A 17,264-nucleotide genomic window follows, 5' to 3' on the forward strand; every position below is an offset into this window, starting at 1 on the left:
ATCCTCCACACCTCCGGCGGTCATTGTCGCCTCATTCAGCCACAGAGTCTGGCGGGAAAGGTTGCGTTCATTACATATGCCTTTCTATAACATTGCGCAAACATTCCGTGCTTCTTCTGGCTTCCATTCAATAACCTAGATGCCGCGCTCGTTTCTCGTGCTGCAAGGCACTGCCTCGCTTTTTTTCTATCGACTCTCGCGTGCGCTACGGAGCAGGGGATTTGCCGTCTACCGCGTTAATTTTTGCGGTGGAGACATGCTGTATGGCGGAGTCGGGACTGTTTTAAATTATAGCGGCGGGGTCGAGGGTTTGCCGCAATGGTATGACGATATCGTGCGGCAAGAAGGAATCACCGACGTCATCATGTTCGGCGACTGCCGCGACATCCATCGCGAGATGCTCGCAGTCTCGACGGCGCACGGCCTGCGTGTCCACGTGTTCGAGGAAGGCTACGTTCGACCGCACTGGATCACGCTGGAGCGTCACGGTGTCAACGGGCGCTCGTTGCTGCCGCGCGACCCCGCATGGTATCTGCAGCAACGCAGCGTAACGCCCCCCGCCAAGCAGTGGGAGGCCACGGGCTACAACCTGTACGAGCGTGCTCTCCACGACATCACGTATCGTTTTGCGAACACGGTGTGCTGGCCCCGGTTCCCGAAGTATCGCAGCCACCGGCCGAAAAACGGCTTCTTCGAATACTCAGGGCTGGCCGTTCGGATGCTTCTGCAGCGCAAACATCGACGCGAAGCAGAGATCGTTACGCGCGAGTTGCTCGACAGCGGACGGACTTACTACCTGTTTCCGCTGCAATTGAATTCGGATGCGCAAATCGTCGTGCATTCGTCTTTCGATGGGATTCGAGCAGCGATCAGCCATGTTGTGGAGTCTTTCGCGCGATACGCGCCGCAAGATGCGTTGTTGGTGATCAAAAATCACCCACTGGATACCGGGCTGATCGAGTATCGGAATTTTTCGCTTAAAATTGCGCGTGCCGCAGGCATGGAGAATCGGCTTCGTTTCATCGATGCCGGGCATCTTCCGACATTGCTTGAACATGCGCGCGGGGTCGTGGTGATCAACAGCACGGTCGGCTTGTCCGCGCTGCATCACAAGCGGCCGCTGGTTGCACTTGGCTCGGCTATCTACAATTTCAGCGGCCTGACCTGGCAGGGTGATCTCGATGATTTTTGGCTTGAAGGCGTGCCGCCAGATATGGATCTCTATCACGCGTTCCTCGACTACGTGATGCATCACACCCAGATCAACGGCGATTTCTACACCCGAACCGGTATTGCGATGGCCATTGCCGGCGCGGTCGCCCGGCTAGAGCGTGCGGATGGCTAAGGCGTCGGTTCGGCACGTTGTTGTCACCGGCGCGAGCTCGGGTATCGGTCGCGCTCTTGCGCTCGCATACGCGCAGCCTGGTGTCGTGCTCGGCATCGCTGGCCGGAACGAGGCGCTGCTCGAATCGACCGCCGCGGCTTGCAGGGCGCGCGGTGCAACCGTGATCGTCGGTATCGTCGACGTCCGGGAGCCCGGTCCGATTCGCGCCTGGCTGCATTGCTTCGACGATCAGTATCCGATCGACCTGCTCATCGCCAACGCCGGCGTCGCGAGTACGCTGTCCTCCGCATCCGACTGGGAAGATCTCGACCGTATTACCAGTGTCGTCGACACGAATTTCTACGGTGCGATGCACACCGTCCTCCCGATTGTCGAACGCATGCGCATCCGCAAGCATGGCCGCATTGCCGCAGTCAGCTCTCTGGCAGCCCTTCGCGGCATGGCTATCTCGCCCGCATACTGCGCGAGCAAATCGGCGATCAAGGCCTACGCCGATTCCGTCCGCCCGCTTCTGAAGCGCGATGGCGTCGGTGTCTCGGTCATTCTTCCCGGCTTCGTCAAAACGTCGATGAGCGACGTGTTTCCGGGCGACAAACCTTTCATGTGGACTGCTGATCAGGCAGCCGCATATATTCGCAGAAAGCTCGATATCGGACGTGCGGAAATCGCGTTCCCCAGCCTGCTTGCATTCGGCATGCGCATCCTGGCTTTGCTGCCCAGCACGCTGGCCGATGCGATCCTCGACAAGCTTTCGTATCTGCCCGGCAAGGAAGACGCAAATTGACGGGCGCAATCTGGCTCGCGTTCGCCGCTGCGGCCGGCGCGTCGTTTCTGCCGGACCGGATCGCAGTTCCGCGCGCGCCATTGCGACGTCGCGCCGATACGCTGCTTTTGCATGTGCTTTCGGTCGTGTTCCTTGCGTCGCTGATATTGCTCGTCACTGCGCGTCCAATCTTCTCGTCGTCCGTCGCGGTTGCGCTGGTCGGGCTCGTTGCGGTCGTGAGCAACGCAAAATATGAATCCCTGCGCGAACCGTTCGTTTTTACCGACCTCAGCCTCTTCAGCCAGTTGTTCTCGCATCCGCGGCTCTATCTGCCGTTCCTGAGCGCCGGCAAGATAGTTGCGATCGGCGTAGGGATCGTGCTGGTCGTCGCCGGCTATCTCGCCGAGGCGCCCGTCACGCCGCGTCCGGTGCTCGCGCTGGCGGTCGTGGTTGCGTTCACATTCTTACTGGCGCGATACATTGCAGCTCGCCTGCCATTGGTGCTCGACGCAGAGGAAGATCAGCGCCGTCACGGTTTTTTCGCAGTATTCATCGCATACTTGCTGAACGGCATGCGGCCCGCGACGTTCGAAGCGTTCCGGCACGTGGTCGAAGCGGGACCGTTCGCGACCGGCACGCCGGCGCTGCGCCCTGACGTCATCGTGATCCAGAGTGAATCGCTGTTCGATGTGCGACGTATTTCACCAGCGATCCCCCCCACCGTGCTTTCCCATTTTGATCGGGCAAGGAACGAGGGGGTCTGTTACGGCGAGCTTTCGGTGCCGGCGTGGGGCGCAAACACGATGCGCACCGAATTCGCGATGCTGACCGGCCTGGCGTATGAGCAGCTGGGCTACGCGCGCTTTTATCCCTATGCTTTTGTGCGTCGCGCGTGCGCATCGATTGCACGGTGGTTCGGACAGGCTGGTTACAACACGGTTGCGATTCATCCGTACTACGCTGATTTCTTCGGGCGTAACCGCGTATTCCCGTTACTCGGATTCGACAAGTTTCTCGATATAGAACACTTCGCCGATGCGCCGCGCGCGGGCCCGTATATCTCCGACGCCGCCGTGCTGGACGCCGTGCTTGCCGAACTGGAAGCTGCACGCGACAAGCCGCAATTCGTGTTCGCGATGACGATGGAAAACCACGGCCCGCTGCACCTGGAGCAGGTTTTGCCTGGGGAATCGTCTTCAAGGCATACTCTGGGCGAGGGCACTTCCTGGCGCGACCTGACTGCATACCTTCGCCATATTGAAAACGCCGACACAATGATCGGGCGTTTGCTCGATCATTTGCGCGCCAGCGATCGTGAAACAGTCGTTTGCTTTTACGGCGACCATGTTCCCGCGTTACCTCACGTGTTCGAAAAGCTGGGTGTTTCTCCACAAACCAGCGACTACTTCATTTGGCGAAATTACGGCACAGATGCTCCAGAATGCCGGAATTTGGCAGCCGAAGAGCTTGGGGCGGCGCTGCTGCATGTGGTACAAGATGACGGAAATCGTACGGAACAGCCGCACGCATCCGAGAAAGCGACATAAAAGATGAACAGCAAGATTGCAATAATTGGGGTGGCTTGTCGGTTTCCCGGAAGCGCGAACAATCTCGGCGACTTCTGGCAACTGCTGCGCGACGAACGCGACGCAGTGACCGAAATCCCCGCCGACCGCTTCGGCACCGATTTCTACCAGCACCCGTCCAAGCGCGAACCGGGCAAGAGCTACACGTTCTCGGCCGGCGTCGTCGACAACGTCGCCGGCTTCGATGCCGCGTTCTTCGGCATTTCCCCGCGCGAAGCGGCCCAGATGGACCCCCAGCAGCGCTTGCTGCTCGAACTCGCGTGGGAAGCATTCGAGGACGCGGGCGTGCGCCCGGCCGACATGCGCGGCAGCAACTGCGGCGTCTTCGTCGGCGCCGCCAGCATGGACTACGGCAACCGCAACATGGACGATCTGAACGTGATCGATCCGTATTCGGCGACCGGCAACACCCTGAGCATCGCGTCGAATCGCGTGTCCTACCTGTTCGACCTGCGCGGCCCGAGCATGTCCGTCGACACGGCCTGCTCGTCATCGCTCGTCGCACTCCACCAGGCCGTCAAGGCCCTGCAGTCCGGCGAAGCCGACGTGGCGCTCGCAGGCGGCGTCAACCTGCTGCTGCACCCGTTCGGTTTCGTCAGCTTCTCCAAGGCGTCGATGCTGTCGCCGCGCGGCCGTTGCCGCGCGTTCGATGCGACCGGCGACGGCTATGTCCGCTCGGAAGGCGGCGCGTTCGTGCTGCTCAAGCCGCTCGATCGCGCGCTCGCTGACGGCGACACGATCCACGCGGTGATCGCCGGCTCCGGCGTGAACTCGGTCGGCCACACGCCGGGCGGCATCAGCGTGCCGGGTGCGGCCGCGCAGGCGTCGCTGCTGCGCAGCGTGTACGCGCGCGCGGGCATTGATCCGCAGTCGCTGGCGTATCTCGAAGCGCACGGCACCGGCACGGCGGTCGGCGATCCGATCGAGGCGCGTGCGCTGATCGACGTCGTGTCGGGCGAGCGCCCGGCGGATCGTCCGCTGCTCATCGGCTCGGTCAAGACCAACATCGGCCATCTCGAGACCGCATCCGGCATGGCCGGGCTGCTGAAGGCCGTGCTGTGCCTGAAGCACCGTGCGGTACCGCGCTCGCTGCATTTCGTCACGCCCAATCCCGGGATCGATTTCGACGGCGGGCGTCTGCGTGTCGTCGATCGCTACATGCCGCTCGACGCGGGCGACGCGCCGCTGACGGTCGGCGTCAACTCGTTCGGCTTCGGCGGGACGAACGCACACGTCGTGCTGACAGAGGCGCCGGCTGCAAACGCGGCGTTGGCGGCCGCACGTGAGCCCGAGCCGACACAAGCGCAACTGTCTCCGCTCGTCCTGACCGCGCGCAGCGCGAATGCGCTCGGCGCGCTCGCGGCCCGCTATCTGGTGATGCTCGACAACGGCGGCGACTGGCAGGCGCTGGCCGCCGCGGCCGCACGTCGTCGCCAGTGGCTCGAACATCGCGCGATCGTCGCGCCGGCCGACCAAGCCGAAGGCCGCGCGGCGCTTGCGGCACTGGCCCAGCCGGCAGCGGAAGGCCTGCCTGCCTGCGTGGCAACCGGCCAGGCCCCGGCCGACGCGGTGCGCACCGCGCTCGTCTTCTCGGGCAACGGCTGCCAGTGGGTCGGGATGGGCAACGAACTCTATGCGGAGAACGCCGTGTTCCGCGCGGCGCTCGACGAAGTCGACGCGCTGTGGTGTGCCGATGGCAGCCCGTCGCTCGTCGACGTGATGCGCGGCGGCCCGAGCGCGGAATGGCTGGCCGGCGCGGGTGCCGAATGGCTCGCCGCGACGGAGAACGCGCAGCCGCTGCTGTTCGCGATCCAGGTCGGCATGATTCGCGTGATCGACGCGCGCGGGATGCGTTACGACGCGGCGATCGGCCATAGCGTCGGCGAGATTGCCGCGGCGTGGGTGACGGGCGCGCTGTCGCTCGCCGACGCGGTTCGCGTGATCAAGATCCGCAGCCGCGCGCAGGCGATGACGCGCGGCAGCGGCCGGATGGCGGCCGTCGGCATCGGCGACGCGGCGGCGCGCGAACTGATCGCGCGCCACGGGCTGGCGCGGCGCGTCGAGATCGCGGGCATCAACAGCCCTGACGCGGTGACGCTCGCGGGCGAGCTGCAGGGCTTGCAGGCACTGGAGGCCGCGTTGCGCGGCAGCGGCAAGTTCTTCCAGATGCTGGATCTCGACTACGCGTTCCACAGCAGCCACATGGACCGCATCGAGCCGGTCGTGCTGGCCGAGCTGGCGAGCCTGCGGCCGCAACCGGGCAACGGCACGTTCGTGTCGACCGTGACCGGCGGCGCGCTGGCCGGCACCGAGCTCGATGCCCGCTACTGGTGGCGCAACATTCGCGAGCCGGTGCGCTTCGGCGACGGCATCGCGCATCTGATCGAGCAGGGCGTCCGGCTGTTCGTCGAGGTCTCGCCGCATTCGATCCTGCGCACGTACGTGAAGCAGGCATTCGCGGCCGCCGGCGCGACCGGCGTGGCGCTGCCGACGCTCAAGCGCGATCACGGCAGCGCGGTGACACTGCGGCAAGCGATTCTCGCGGCGATCGCGCACGGTGCGAGCGTCGATCCCGACCGCTTCGCGCCGGGCGAAGCGCGTGCTGCATTGCCGTCCTATCCGTGGCAGCGCGACCACTTCTGGCTGACGCCGACCGTCGAAGGCTACGGCCTCGTCAATCGTCGCCGCGAGCATCCGCTGCTCGGCTATCGCCTGCACGAGCACGCATTCGCGTGGGAAAACCAGCTCGATCCGGCGAAGCTGCCGATGCTGGCCGATCACGTCGTCGACGGGGGCGTGGCGTTCCCGGGTGCGGGCTACGTGGAAATGGCGCTCGCCGCGGCACGCACCTTCTTCGATACGCCGGATGCGGCGCTCGAAAACGTCGAGATCCGCACGCCGGTGGTATTCCAGCCGCAGCAGGCGAAGCTGTTCCGGCTCGTGATCGAGCCGCGTACCGCGACCTTCACGATCGAGACGCGCGACCGGATGTCCGACGGAGCATGGACGCTGAACGTGACGGGGCGGATGCTGGAAAGCGGCAACACGCTCGGCGATGCGAGCGTCGTGCCGTCCGACGCGCTCGATCGTCTGCTCACGTTGCCCGCGGCCGACGGCGACACGCTGTATGCAAACACGGCGGCCATCGGCCTCAGCTACGGGCCGGCATTCCGCTGGGTCCGCACCGTGCGGGTCGCCGCGGATGACGGCGCGGCGCTGGCCGACGTCGCCGCGCCGGCCGCATGCGGCGACGCGCGGGCATTGTCCGCCTATCTGCTGCATCCGGCGCTGATGGACAGCGGGTTTCATCCGCTGTTCGCACTGCTTGCGGCGCACGCGCGCGAAGGCGAGCATCCGGCTTACGTGCCGGTGCAGATCGGTCGGGTCGACTATCTGCGCGGCGACACGGTCGAGCGGGTGCTCGTGCGGATCGACCGCCACAGCCCGCATTCGATCGTCGCGCATTTCGAATTCCTCGACGCGCGCGGCGCGATTGTCGCGCGGCTCGGCGCATGCCGGTTCCGGCGTGTCGACCTCGTCGGCCGCCGTCAGAACCTGCCCGCGCGCTTCGTATACCGCCTTGAAGAAGTGCCGCTGCCGGGTGACGTCAATGCAGCCGGTTTGCCGGCCCCCGACGCGTTGCTCGCGCTTGCTGCCGCACGGCTTGATGCGGCCGGGCACGACGGCCGCCGGACGCAGCATCTGACGGAAATCCTGCCGCTGCTCGACGTGCTGGCGAGCCTCTACGCGCTCCGCGCGTTCGATGCGCTCGGCGCATTCGCCGGCACATGGCAGCCGGCGGCCGGGCGTGAGGCACTGGCTGCACGTCTTGCCGACATGCTGGTCGAGGACGGTCTCGCTCATCGCGATGGCGCGCTGCTCGTGCGCGACGACGCGGCGTGCGCGGCGTTGCCGCCGCTCGACGAGCTGTGGCGCGGGCTGCTGGCCGAATCGCCGGGGCACGTGGCCGAGCTGACGCTGCTCGCGCATTGCGGCGCGGCGTTGCCGGACGTGCTGAATGGCGCGAAGGACGGCGCCCGCCTGCTGTCGCCGACCGGGCACAGCCTGGTCGAACAACTCCTGGCCGCGTCGCCGACGTGGCAGCATGTGCACGCGTTGCTGACTGCGAGCGTCGAGCAGGCAGTCGATGAATGGCAACCCGCACGCCGGTTGCGCGTGCTCGAACTGGGCGCGACGGACGGTGACGTGCTGCAGACGCTCGGCATGCATCTCGCGGCCGCGCGCTGCGATCACACAATTGCGGCGACTGCCGGTCAACTCGCCGGGTTCGACGCCGATGCGGAAGCGGCGGTGCGCACGGTTGCGTTGCAGTCTGGCGAGCGGTTGTCGCTGGCCGCTGACGAAGCCGGCCCTTACGACGTGATCGTCGCGAACCGCGCGTTGAGCGGCCGGCACGATGTGGCCGACGCGCTGAATGCAATGCGGTCATGGTTGGCGCCGGGCGGATTGCTGCTGCTGGCCGAATCGCGTCGCGGCCGTTTCTCCGACATCGTATTCGGCGCGCAGGCTTCGTCGACGGAAGCCGATGCGCCCGTGCCGCTGGCGCCGGCGGATCTCGATGCGGCGCTCGAACACGCGGGCTTCGTCGATGTCGTGCGGCACGTCGAGCAATCGCTCGATCTGGACGGCACGCCGACGTTCGTCATCGCGCGCAACCCCGCGAGCGCCGTTGTCGCGCAACGCGGCGAGGAACCGAGCGATCTCGATACGCTTGCACGCAGCGAGCAATGGCTCGTCGTGCACGCACCGGATGCCGCCGGCAGTTTCGGCGGGCGGCTGGCCGATGCACTGGCGCGCGCGGGCTATCCGGCCGATATCGTCGACGTCACGCACGCGGCCGATGCGATCGCGTCGTTGCCGGCCGGACGGCCGACGCATGTCGTCTTCTGCGCGCCGGAAACGCCGCTCGCCGAATCGGCGACGGGCGATGGCCTGATGGCCGCTCAGCGTAACGGCGTGATCGCTCTTGCGGAACTCGTTCGCACGCTCGGCGCGCAGCCGAACGCGGCCACGCGGCTGACCGTCGTCACGCGCGGCGGCGCGCCGTTCGCCGGGACCGCGAATGCGCATCCGGAACAGGCCACGCTGTGGGGCCTCGGTCGCGTGCTGGCGAACGAGCATCCCGAACTCGCGTGTCGCCTGATCGACGTCGATCGGGCTGCGGACCGGATCCCCGACGCGCTGATTCGCGAGCTGACCGGCGCGGCGGTCGAGGAAGAGGTCGTCCTGGGCGCACACGGGCGGCAGGTGCCGCGCATGCTGACCGCCGCGCAGGCCGCGGCCCGCAACGATGGTGCGATCGCGCGTGCGGCCGTGCTCGCGTTCGACGCGCCGGGCTCGTTGCGCAATCTCGAATGGTTCGCGTTGCCGGAAAGCCCGCTGGGTGACGACGAGGTGGAGATCGAGCCCGTTGCCACCGGCCTCAATTTCCGCGACGTGATGTATGCGATGGGGCTCTTGTCCGATGAAGCGGTCGAGACCGGCTTCGCGGGCGCGACGATCGGGATGGAACTGTCCGGCCGCGTCGTGCGGGTGGGCAACGCCGTGACGGCATTCGCGCCGGGCGATGCGATGCTCGGCTTCGCGCCGGCTTCGTTCGCGACGCGCGTCAGGACGCGCGCGCAAGCGATCGCACTGAAACCCGAGCGGCTGTCGTTCGAGGAAGCGGCGACCGTGCCGACCACGTTCTTCACCGCGTACTACGCACTCGTCGAGCTCGCGCGTCTGCGTCGCGGTGAGCGCGTGCTCGTGCACGGCGGCGCGGGTGGTGTCGGGATCGCCGCGATCCAGCTCGCGCGCCACTTCGGCGCGGAAGTGTTCGCGACGGCGGGCAGCGACGAGAAGCGCGAGTTCGTGCGCCTGCTCGGCGCGGACCACGTGCTCGATTCGCGCAGCCTCGCGTTCGCGGACGAGATTCGCGCGCTGACGGGCGGCCAGGGCATCGACATCGTGCTGAACTCGCTCGCTGGCGAAGCGATGGTGCGCAGCATCGATACGCTGCGGCCGTTCGGTCGTTTCCTCGAGCTCGGCAAGCGCGACTTCTACGAAAACAGCCATATCGGGTTGCGGCCATTCCGCAACAACATCAGCTATTTCGGCATCGACGCCGACCAGCTGATGGGGGCGTTGCCGGAACTGACCGCGCGCCTGTTCGGCGAAGTGATGGCGCTGTTCGAGGCGGGCGTGCTGCATCCGCTGCCGTATCGCGCGTTCCCGGCCGAACGGGCGGAAGATGCGTTCCGCTACATGCAGCAGGCGCGCCAGATCGGCAAGGTGCTCGTGACCTATCCGTCCGGCACGCCGGCCCCGACGCGCGGCGTCACGCGCGCGGGCTCGCTCGCGCTCGATCCGCATGGCACGTACCTGGTGGTCGGCGGCACGGGCGGGCTCGGTTTCGCGAGCGCGCGCTGGATGGTCGAGCGCGGCGCACACCGGCTGACGCTGGCGAGCCGTTCCGGCGAGCTCGCTGCGGCCGCGCGCGAGGAGGTCGAGCGCTGGCGCACGACGCTCGGCGTTACGGTCGATGTCGTGTCGTGCGACGTGACCGACGCCGCGGCGGTCGACGCGATGATCGATGCGATCGTCCGGCGCGGCAGCCCGCTCAAGGGCGTGCTGCATTCCGCGATGTCGATCGACGATGGCCTCGTGCGCAATCTCGACGATGCGCGCATGGCCGCGGTGCTCGCACCGAAGGTGGCCGGCGCGTGGAACCTGCATCGCGCGACGCGCGCGTTGCCGCTCGACCTGTTCGTGGTCTATTCGTCGGCGACGACCTATCTCGGCAATCCGGGGCAGTCGAACTACGTCGCGGCCAACACCTTCCTCGAGGCGCTCGTCGAACATCGTCGCGCGGCGGGATCGCCGGGCACGTTCATGGCCTGGGGGCCGCTCGAGGACGTCGGCTTCCTCGCGCGCCACGCGGATACGCGCGAGGCGCTGCAGTCGCGGATCGGCGGTGCGTCGATCACGTCCGACGAAGCGATGGTCGCGCTTGAGCGCACGCTGGTCGCGGGCGCGGCCGGCGAGGCCGTGGTCCGGCTCGACTGGCACGCGGTAGCGCGCGGGATGCCGGCCGCGAAGGCGCGCCGGTACTCGCTGCTGCAATCGCACGCGAGCGGCGGTGATGCGCGCGACGGCGGCACGCAGTTGCGGGAAGAAGTGCTGGCGTTGCCGCGCGACGAAGCGATCGCGCTGGTGGCGCGGACGCTGCAGGCGCAGATCGCGCGGATTTTGCACATGACGCCGGATCGCATCGCGCTCGACAAGTCGGTACTCGACATGGGCATGGATTCGCTGATGGGGATGGAACTCGGCCTCGCGGTCGAGGAAGCGTTCGAGGTCAAGCTGTCGGTGATGGCGATTGCCGAAGGCGCGTCGGTGACGACGCTGGCCGGACGTATCGTCGATTCGATCGGCGCGTCGACCGATGCGGATGCCGGTTCCGCGACGGATGCCGCGCAGGAGGCCGTCGCGGCGCTCGCGGCGAAGCATGCGATCGACGGCGAAGCGCGCGCGATGCTCGATGCGCGGCAGGCGCCCGTGGCGGGTCAGGCGTCGCCGACGCTGGAGGTCGCGCGATGAGCGCGCCGTCCGGCTGGGCGACGCGTCAGGGTACGCTGGCACGGCCGCTGGTGATCGACGGTCACGGGCTGCACACGGGGCGCCGGGTGGGCGTGCGGATCCTGCCCGGGCGTCCGGAAGAGGGCGTGACGGGCATCGCGTTCCGTCGCGTCGCGCAGGGGCGCACGCTCGCGACGCTGCCGGTCGATCCCGCGCTGCGCCGCGCGCAGCCGCTGTGCACGATGCTGCGCAATGCCGACGGCGTCGGCGTTCGCACGATCGAGCATCTGCTCGCGTCGCTGCTTGCATGCGAGATCGATCACGCGATCGTCGAGATCGACGCGGAAGAAGTGCCGATTCTCGATGGCAGCGCCGCGCCGTGGGTGGACGCCATCCGCGCGTGCGGCCGGGTCGCGCTCGATGCGCCGAAGCGCTTCATCCGCGTGCTGCGGCCCGTCGTCGTCACGGACGGCGACGGCGACCAGCGGCGCGAAATGCGGATCGAACCGGCGCCGCGTTACGAACTGAGCGTGCGCAACGACCTGCGCGGCTTCGGCGACATGCACTGGGACGGGGCGCTGACGCCGGCCGCATTCGCGACCGAAATCGCACCGTCGCGCTCGTATGGCCGCGTGAAGTGGGCGGTACCCGCGATCGTCGCCGGCTATCTGCGCGGGGTGCCGATCCTGCGCGGCGCGCGGCCGTCGTGCACGGCGTCCATCGTCGGCAATCGCGTGCTGGGCGGGATGCGGCTCCCGGAAGAGTTCGTCCGGCATCGCGTGCTCGACCTGGTCGGCGATCTCGCGCTGGCCGGCGCGCCGCTGCTGGCGCGCGTGAGCGCACTGCGGCCGAGCCACGAGATGAATTTCCGGCTGGTGGACGCGCTGCTGGCCGAACCCGATGCGTGGCAATGGGCCGAGTTTCCCGACGCGTGACACCACGCTTTTTCATGATGCGGGGCGTAACATAGCGCCTTTTCGAGATACAGCGAAGGAAGCAATGGCACTGGGAGAGCATCTTCGCCAGCAACTGGCGGCGAAAGCGCTGAAACGGCAACTGGAGCGCGCGACCGATGCGGCCGCGGCACCGGGCGTGCCCGGCACGCTGGCCGCGCAGACCGCATCGGCGCGCAGCCGCTTCGAATCGATGCCGCAGTATCAGCAGGTCCGGATCATGCGCGAGATGGGCGAGAAGCTGCGCGTCGACTCGCCGTTTTTCCGCGTGCATGAAGGCGTGGCCGGTGCGACGACGCAGATCGGCGGCCGCGAGTACCTGAACTTCGCGAACTACAACTACCTCGGCCTGGCCGGCGACCCGGCCGTGTCGTCGCGCGCGAAAGCCGCGATCGACCGTTACGGCACGTCGGCCTCCGCCAGCCGGATGGTCGCGGGCGAGCGGCCGGTGCAGCGCGATCTCGAGCGCGCGCTGGCCGCGTTCTACGAGACCGACGACTGCGTCGCGTTCGTGAGCGGCCATGCGACGAACGTGACCGTGATCGGCGCGCTGTTCGGCCCCGGCGATCTGGTCGTCCACGATTCGCTCGCGCACAACAGCATCGTGCAGGGCGCGCAGCTGAGCGGCGCGAAGCGGCTGAGCTTCGCGCACAACGACTGGCAGGCGCTCGACGAACTGCTGTCGCGCGTGCGCCGCGAATACCGGCACGTGCTGATCGCGATCGAAGGGCTGTACAGCATGGACGGCGATTTTCCCGACCTGCAGCGCTTCGTCGACGTGAAGACGCGCCACGGTGCATTCCTGCTGGTCGACGAGGCGCATTCGCTCGGCGTGCTCGGCGCGACCGGCAAGGGCATCCGCGAGCACTGCGGCGTCGCGCCCGACCAGGTCGACATGTGGATGGGCACGATGAGCAAGACGCTGGCCGGCTGCGGCGGTTTCATCGCCGGCTGCCAGCCGCTGGTCGACATGCTGCGGCACCTGGCGCCGGGTTTCCTGTACAGCGTCGGGCTTGCGCCGACGCTCGCCGAAGCGTCGCTGGCCGCGCTCGAGCGCCTGCAGGCCGAGCCGGAGCGCGTCGCGCAATTGCAGGCGCGCGGGCGGCAGTTCCTGACCGAGGCGCGCGCCGCCGGGCTGAACACGGGCACGAGCGCCGGGTTCGCGGTCGTGCCGGTGATCACGGGGAGCTCGCTGAAGGCCGCGCAGTGGGCGAATGCGATGTTCGACGAAGGCATCAACGTGCAGCCGATCTTCTATCCGGCCGTCGAGGAAAAGGCAGCGCGGCTGCGTTTCTTCATCTGCTCGACGCACGAGCCGGAGCAGATCAGCCGGACGGTCGCCGTGTTGTCGCGTCTCGCCGGGCGCAGCGCATGACGCTGGCCGGTGCGTTCGCGCACGAGGTGCCGCGCGCTGGTGAGCGTGTGCGGTTTCGCGCGGCGGATGCGGGCGACGCGGGGGCATGCGCGCCGCTCGTGTTTGCGTCCGGCGTGGCCGAATTCGGGTTCTTTCTCGGCGAAAGCGATGCACGCTGCGTTGCGTTTTTGCAGCAGGCGTTTCGGTCGCGTTACGGGCGCTTCTCGTGGCGCCGGCATCGCGTCGCAGTCGCAGATGACGGTGGCGTGCTTGCCGTGATGGCGATCCACGACGGGCAGCAGACGATGTTCGACGATGTGCATGTCGTGTGGGCACTGGCGCGCTTCTTCGGCGTGCGCCGCACGATCGGCCAGTTGTTGCGCGGGCTGATCCTCGAAACGGAAATTCCGGCACCGAAGCGTTCGCAGATCCTCGTCGCGCATTGCGCGACCGACGAGCGGCAACGCGGCACGGGCGTATTCAGCGCGCTGTTTCGCGATGCGCTGGACACCGGCGCGTTGCCAGCCGACGGCAGCCGCGACGTCGTGCTCGACGTGCTGACCCGCAACGTGCGGGCCCGCGCGCTGTACGAGCGGTTGGGGTTCACTGCACTGCCGCGGCCACGCGCCCGTTCGCGCCGGCTGCCCGCCGAACTCGATTCGATCCGGATGGGTTTTTCTCGCCGCGCCTGACGGCGAGTATCGGGCCTGCCGCCTTACTTGTGCCGCAGGCCGAATAGCTGGCGGAGTTCGTTGGCATCGTGTGCGGACGTGGTTGCCGTTCGCGCGAATAGCCACCGACGCACGCGGGACGGCGTTCGATCGCGACGGCGTCAGCCGCCCAGCGGCAGTTTCCGGATGATCGCGTCCACACACTCCGAGGGACTTGCCTCGGCCGTCCTGACATGAACGTCAGGGGACTGCGGTGGCTCATAGACGGAATCGATGCCGGTAAATTGGCGAATCGCGCCTTGCCTTGCCAACGCATAGAGTCCCTTCGGGTCGCGAGCCTCTGCGACTTCGAGTGCAGTATCGACAAAGACCTCGATGAACGTACCGGCCGCAAAGCGCGCCCGCGCTTTGGCGCGCGCCTCCTGGAATGGTGAGATCAGCGCAGCGATGACGACGAATCCGGCATCCACAAGCAGCCTCGCCACCTCGGCGGTTCGCCGGATATTTTCATGGCGATCGGCATCGCTGAATCCGAGATCCCGGTTCAGCCCCTCGCGCAGGCGGTCGGCATCCAGCAGATAGGTGCGAAGTCCGCGGCCATCGAGGTGTTCCTGTAGCAAAGTCGCCAGCGTCGATTTGCCTGCGCCGGAGATACCGGTCAGCCACACCACGAAGGCGCGATCCTGTTTTCCGTCCGGACTGGTGGAGCAACCGTTCGTCGGCGTGGCGGGTGACAAATTCTTGAAATCCTGGGGCATTTCCGATGTGAGGTGCGGGCGACCGTGAGGTTGCATTCTTGGGTTCGGTTTACTCCTGGGGCGGATTGTAACGCGACGGAAAGTTTGTAATCCCTTCCTTTTTTAACGAATTGCTTCGTGCTCGTGTGTCTGATACCGCCGTCTCGATGCGGTCAACGGTATCAATGCGCTACTTGTGCCGCGGCCCGAACGGCCGCTGCTGCACATCGGCCCCCTGCGCGACGATCGCCGTGCTCTCCGGCACTTCCTCCCATGCACCCCGCAAGTCCACGAGCGGCTCGGACACGACCATGAACGCGTCGTCGCCGGCTTCGGCGATGCGCGGGTTGTGCGGATACAGCTCGTGCAGGTGCTTGAACGACGTGCTGTGGAACAGCGAGCGCGACTGCCGTTCGCTCGAATAGCGCACCGCGATGATCCGTTCGCCGTCGGTCGCGCAGATCGTCATGTTGAGCGGGTCGGCCACGCGATGCCGCGCGGCGCTCTCCTCGACCACGCCGACCATCCGCTCGAGCGCCGGCAGCGGCGTCTGCTCGAGGCCGTAGGTCAGCGCGAGGCGGAACATCAGTTCGGAGTCGGTCGAGCCTTCGAGCGTCGGGAACAGCGCCGGGTCGACTTTCATCGTCAGGTCGCGGCGCAGCTTGTGGAAATCGCGGATCAGCCCGTTGTGCGCGAACAGCCAGCGGCCGTGGCGGAACGGGTGGCAGTTGGTTTCCTGCACGGGCGTGTCGGTGGCCGCGCGGATGTGCGCGATGAACATCCGCGAGCGGATCGCGCGTGCGGCTTCGCGCAGGTTGCGGTCGTTCCACGCGGGATGCACGGAGCGGTAGCGGAACGGGAGTTCGTCGGGGCGCCCGTACCAGCCGATGCCGAAGCCGTCGCCGTTGGTGGTCGTCGCCCCCAGCTCCGAATGCAGGCTCTGGTCGATCAGCGAATGCTTTGCGCGGAACAGGACGGTCTCGAGATGAAGCGGATTACCCGTATAGGCGAGCCAGCGGCACATGGAGCGCTCCTTCACGGTGGATCGTTCGCAGCATGGTAGCCGACTTCGCGGTGCATCCGTGCCTAGGCGCACGCGGCCAGTCATTCGGGCAGGTAAGCTGGCCAATCTTCATACATCGGGTGCCTCTCCGGATGCGGGATGCGCAACCGCGCGGCCATGCAGCCCATGCGGCCAATGCGGCCGGGCGTCACCGCCTGACGGCGGCGCCGCGGCCGTCAGGTTCACTCGCCGAGCGCGTCCATCACACGCGCCGAATAGACGAGCGCCGCACCCGCGTTCAGCGCAATCGCGACGCCGAGCGCTTCCGCCACTTCCTCCTTGGTCGCGCCATGCTTGGCCGCTTCCGCGGTGTGCACGGCGATACAGCCGTCGCAGCGCGTCGTGACGGCGACCGCGAGCGCGATCAGTTCGCGCGTCTTCGCGTCGAGATGGCCCGTCTTGGCGCCGGCGCCCGACAGCGCCTTGTAGCCGGCCAGCGTATCGGGCGACAGCTTGGCGATCTCGCCGATGCGCGTCGAGAGTTCCTTCCGGTATTCGTTCCAGTTCAGCATGATGCGTCCTTTCGAGTAGAGGTGAGGAGGGCGGCGGATGCCGCGATCTCGGGCGATGCAGGGCTATTCTGATCGCTCGCGCTGAGGGTTTCGATACGCTAGAGTGTCAATTTTTAGCGCGATCGTCTCATGGATGCGTTGAGTCAACTCCTGTCGCTGGGCCGCAGCCATGTCGAGCTCGACGTGCGATGCCTGCTCGACGGGCCGTTCGCGATGCCGCACGATCCGCTGCCGTCCGGCGAGGCGGCGTTTCACCTGGTGCTGGCCGGAACCTGCCGGCTGCGTACCGCGGACGGGCGCACGCTGCAGCTCGCCGACGGCGATTTCGTGCTGCTTCCCGCAGGGGGCGCGCACGACCTGCTCGACGCAGGGGCCGGCCGGTCGCGGCCGGCTGCGGCGCTGCGCGAACAGGGCGCCGGCGGCGGCGCGGTGCTGCCGGTCAAGTCGAATCTCGATCCGGCCGAACCGGGCGGCGCGAGCGTGGATCTGCTGTGCGGGCGGTTCGTCTATGCGCGCGGCGCGGGCGAACTGCTGATGCGCACGCTGCCGCACGTGCTGCATGTCGGGTTGCGCGAGGCGTCGGGGTTCGCGCCGCTGCAACTGCTGACGAGCGTGCTGCGCACCGAGGCGTCGAACGGGCAGCCGGGCGCCGGCGCGATCGTGAACGCGCTCGGCCAGGCGCTGCTCGCGTACGCCCTG

The 17,264-nt window shown here is 67.2% G+C and carries 11 protein-coding genes; 8 read left to right on the plus strand and 3 right to left on the minus strand.

The window, feature by feature from the left end:
* Positions 1-139 precede the first annotated feature (139 nt).
* The 7 genes from G3N98_RS15250 (at position 140) to G3N98_RS15280 (ending at position 14,274) form a co-directional block, all read left to right on the plus strand.
* Positions 140-1,345: a capsular biosynthesis protein gene (locus G3N98_RS15250; protein ID WP_206148595.1), complete on the plus strand. Its 1,206-nt coding sequence runs from the start codon at positions 140-142 to the stop codon at positions 1,343-1,345.
* Positions 1,338-2,129 carry an SDR family NAD(P)-dependent oxidoreductase gene (locus tag G3N98_RS15255; RefSeq protein ID WP_206148596.1) on the plus strand — a complete coding sequence of 264 codons (792 nt, stop codon included), beginning with the start codon at positions 1,338-1,340 and terminating at the stop codon, positions 2,127-2,129. Before G3N98_RS15250 ends, G3N98_RS15255 begins: the two co-directional genes overlap by 8 nt.
* Positions 2,126-3,655 carry an LTA synthase family protein gene (locus tag G3N98_RS15260; RefSeq protein ID WP_206148597.1) on the plus strand — a complete coding sequence of 510 codons (1,530 nt, stop codon included), beginning with the start codon at positions 2,126-2,128 and terminating at the stop codon, positions 3,653-3,655. The genes G3N98_RS15255 and G3N98_RS15260 overlap by 4 nt, the downstream gene beginning before the upstream one ends.
* 3 nt (positions 3,656-3,658) lie before the next feature.
* Positions 3,659-11,296 (plus strand): type I polyketide synthase, encoded by a 7,638-nt coding sequence (locus tag G3N98_RS15265; RefSeq protein ID WP_206148598.1) that lies wholly within the window; start codon positions 3,659-3,661, stop codon positions 11,294-11,296.
* Complete coding sequence (locus G3N98_RS15270; RefSeq protein WP_089472213.1) at positions 11,293-12,210, plus strand: UDP-3-O-acyl N-acetylglycosamine deacetylase; 918 nt, start codon at positions 11,293-11,295, stop codon at positions 12,208-12,210. Before G3N98_RS15265 ends, G3N98_RS15270 begins: the two co-directional genes overlap by 4 nt.
* Before the next feature lie 64 nt (positions 12,211-12,274).
* On the plus strand, positions 12,275-13,603 hold the full coding sequence (locus tag G3N98_RS15275) for an aminotransferase class I/II-fold pyridoxal phosphate-dependent enzyme (RefSeq protein ID WP_039361294.1): 1,329 nt from the start codon (positions 12,275-12,277) through the stop codon (positions 13,601-13,603).
* The gene (locus G3N98_RS15280; protein WP_206148599.1) at positions 13,600-14,274 is read left to right on the plus strand and encodes a GNAT family N-acetyltransferase; all 675 of its coding nucleotides are present in this window, start codon (positions 13,600-13,602) and stop codon (positions 14,272-14,274) included. The genes G3N98_RS15275 and G3N98_RS15280 overlap by 4 nt, the downstream gene beginning before the upstream one ends.
* Before the next feature lie 140 nt (positions 14,275-14,414).
* On the opposite strand, the gene cysC is transcribed toward G3N98_RS15280, so the two are convergent.
* The 3 genes from cysC to G3N98_RS15295 form a co-directional block, all read right to left on the minus strand.
* Positions 14,415-15,047, minus strand: coding sequence for an adenylyl-sulfate kinase (gene cysC / locus G3N98_RS15285; protein ID WP_241025927.1), 633 nt, complete (start codon positions 15,045-15,047; stop codon positions 14,415-14,417).
* 133 nt (positions 15,048-15,180) lie between these two features.
* The gene (locus tag G3N98_RS15290) at positions 15,181-16,014 is read right to left on the minus strand and encodes a class II glutamine amidotransferase (RefSeq protein ID WP_089424591.1); all 834 of its coding nucleotides are present in this window, start codon (positions 16,012-16,014) and stop codon (positions 15,181-15,183) included.
* A gap of 221 nt (positions 16,015-16,235) precedes the next feature.
* A complete protein-coding gene (locus G3N98_RS15295) occupies positions 16,236-16,565 on the minus strand; it encodes a carboxymuconolactone decarboxylase family protein (protein WP_011351062.1) in 330 nt (109 codons plus the stop codon).
* 129 nt (positions 16,566-16,694) lie between these two features.
* Here G3N98_RS15295 and G3N98_RS15300 point away from each other — a divergent pair.
* A partial coding sequence (locus tag G3N98_RS15300) for a cupin domain-containing protein (protein WP_206148600.1) occupies positions 16,695-17,264 on the plus strand: 570 nt, incomplete at its 3' end.

The organism is Burkholderia sp. Tr-20390 (assembly GCF_017104595.1).
GTDB lineage: Bacteria > Pseudomonadota > Gammaproteobacteria > Burkholderiales > Burkholderiaceae > Burkholderia.

Excerpts from the sequence above, each read along its gene's own strand:
- cysC (WP_241025927.1), bottom strand. The coding sequence starts at position 15,047 with ATGCAACCTCACGGTCGCCCGCACCTCACATCGGAAATGCCCCAGGAT.
- G3N98_RS15265 (WP_206148598.1), top strand. The coding sequence starts at position 3,659 with ATGAACAGCAAGATTGCAATAATTGGGGTGGCTTGTCGGTTTCCCGGA.
- G3N98_RS15280 (WP_206148599.1), top strand. The coding sequence starts at position 13,600 with ATGACGCTGGCCGGTGCGTTCGCGCACGAGGTGCCGCGCGCTGGTGAG.
- G3N98_RS15250 (WP_206148595.1), top strand. The coding sequence starts at position 140 with ATGCCGCGCTCGTTTCTCGTGCTGCAAGGCACTGCCTCGCTTTTTTTC.
- G3N98_RS15290 (WP_089424591.1), bottom strand. The coding sequence starts at position 16,014 with ATGTGCCGCTGGCTCGCCTATACGGGTAATCCGCTTCATCTCGAGACC.
- G3N98_RS15295 (WP_011351062.1), bottom strand. The coding sequence starts at position 16,565 with ATGCTGAACTGGAACGAATACCGGAAGGAACTCTCGACGCGCATCGGC.
- G3N98_RS15270 (WP_089472213.1), top strand. The coding sequence starts at position 11,293 with ATGAGCGCGCCGTCCGGCTGGGCGACGCGTCAGGGTACGCTGGCACGG.
- G3N98_RS15275 (WP_039361294.1), top strand. The coding sequence starts at position 12,275 with ATGGCACTGGGAGAGCATCTTCGCCAGCAACTGGCGGCGAAAGCGCTG.
- G3N98_RS15255 (WP_206148596.1), top strand. The coding sequence starts at position 1,338 with ATGGCTAAGGCGTCGGTTCGGCACGTTGTTGTCACCGGCGCGAGCTCG.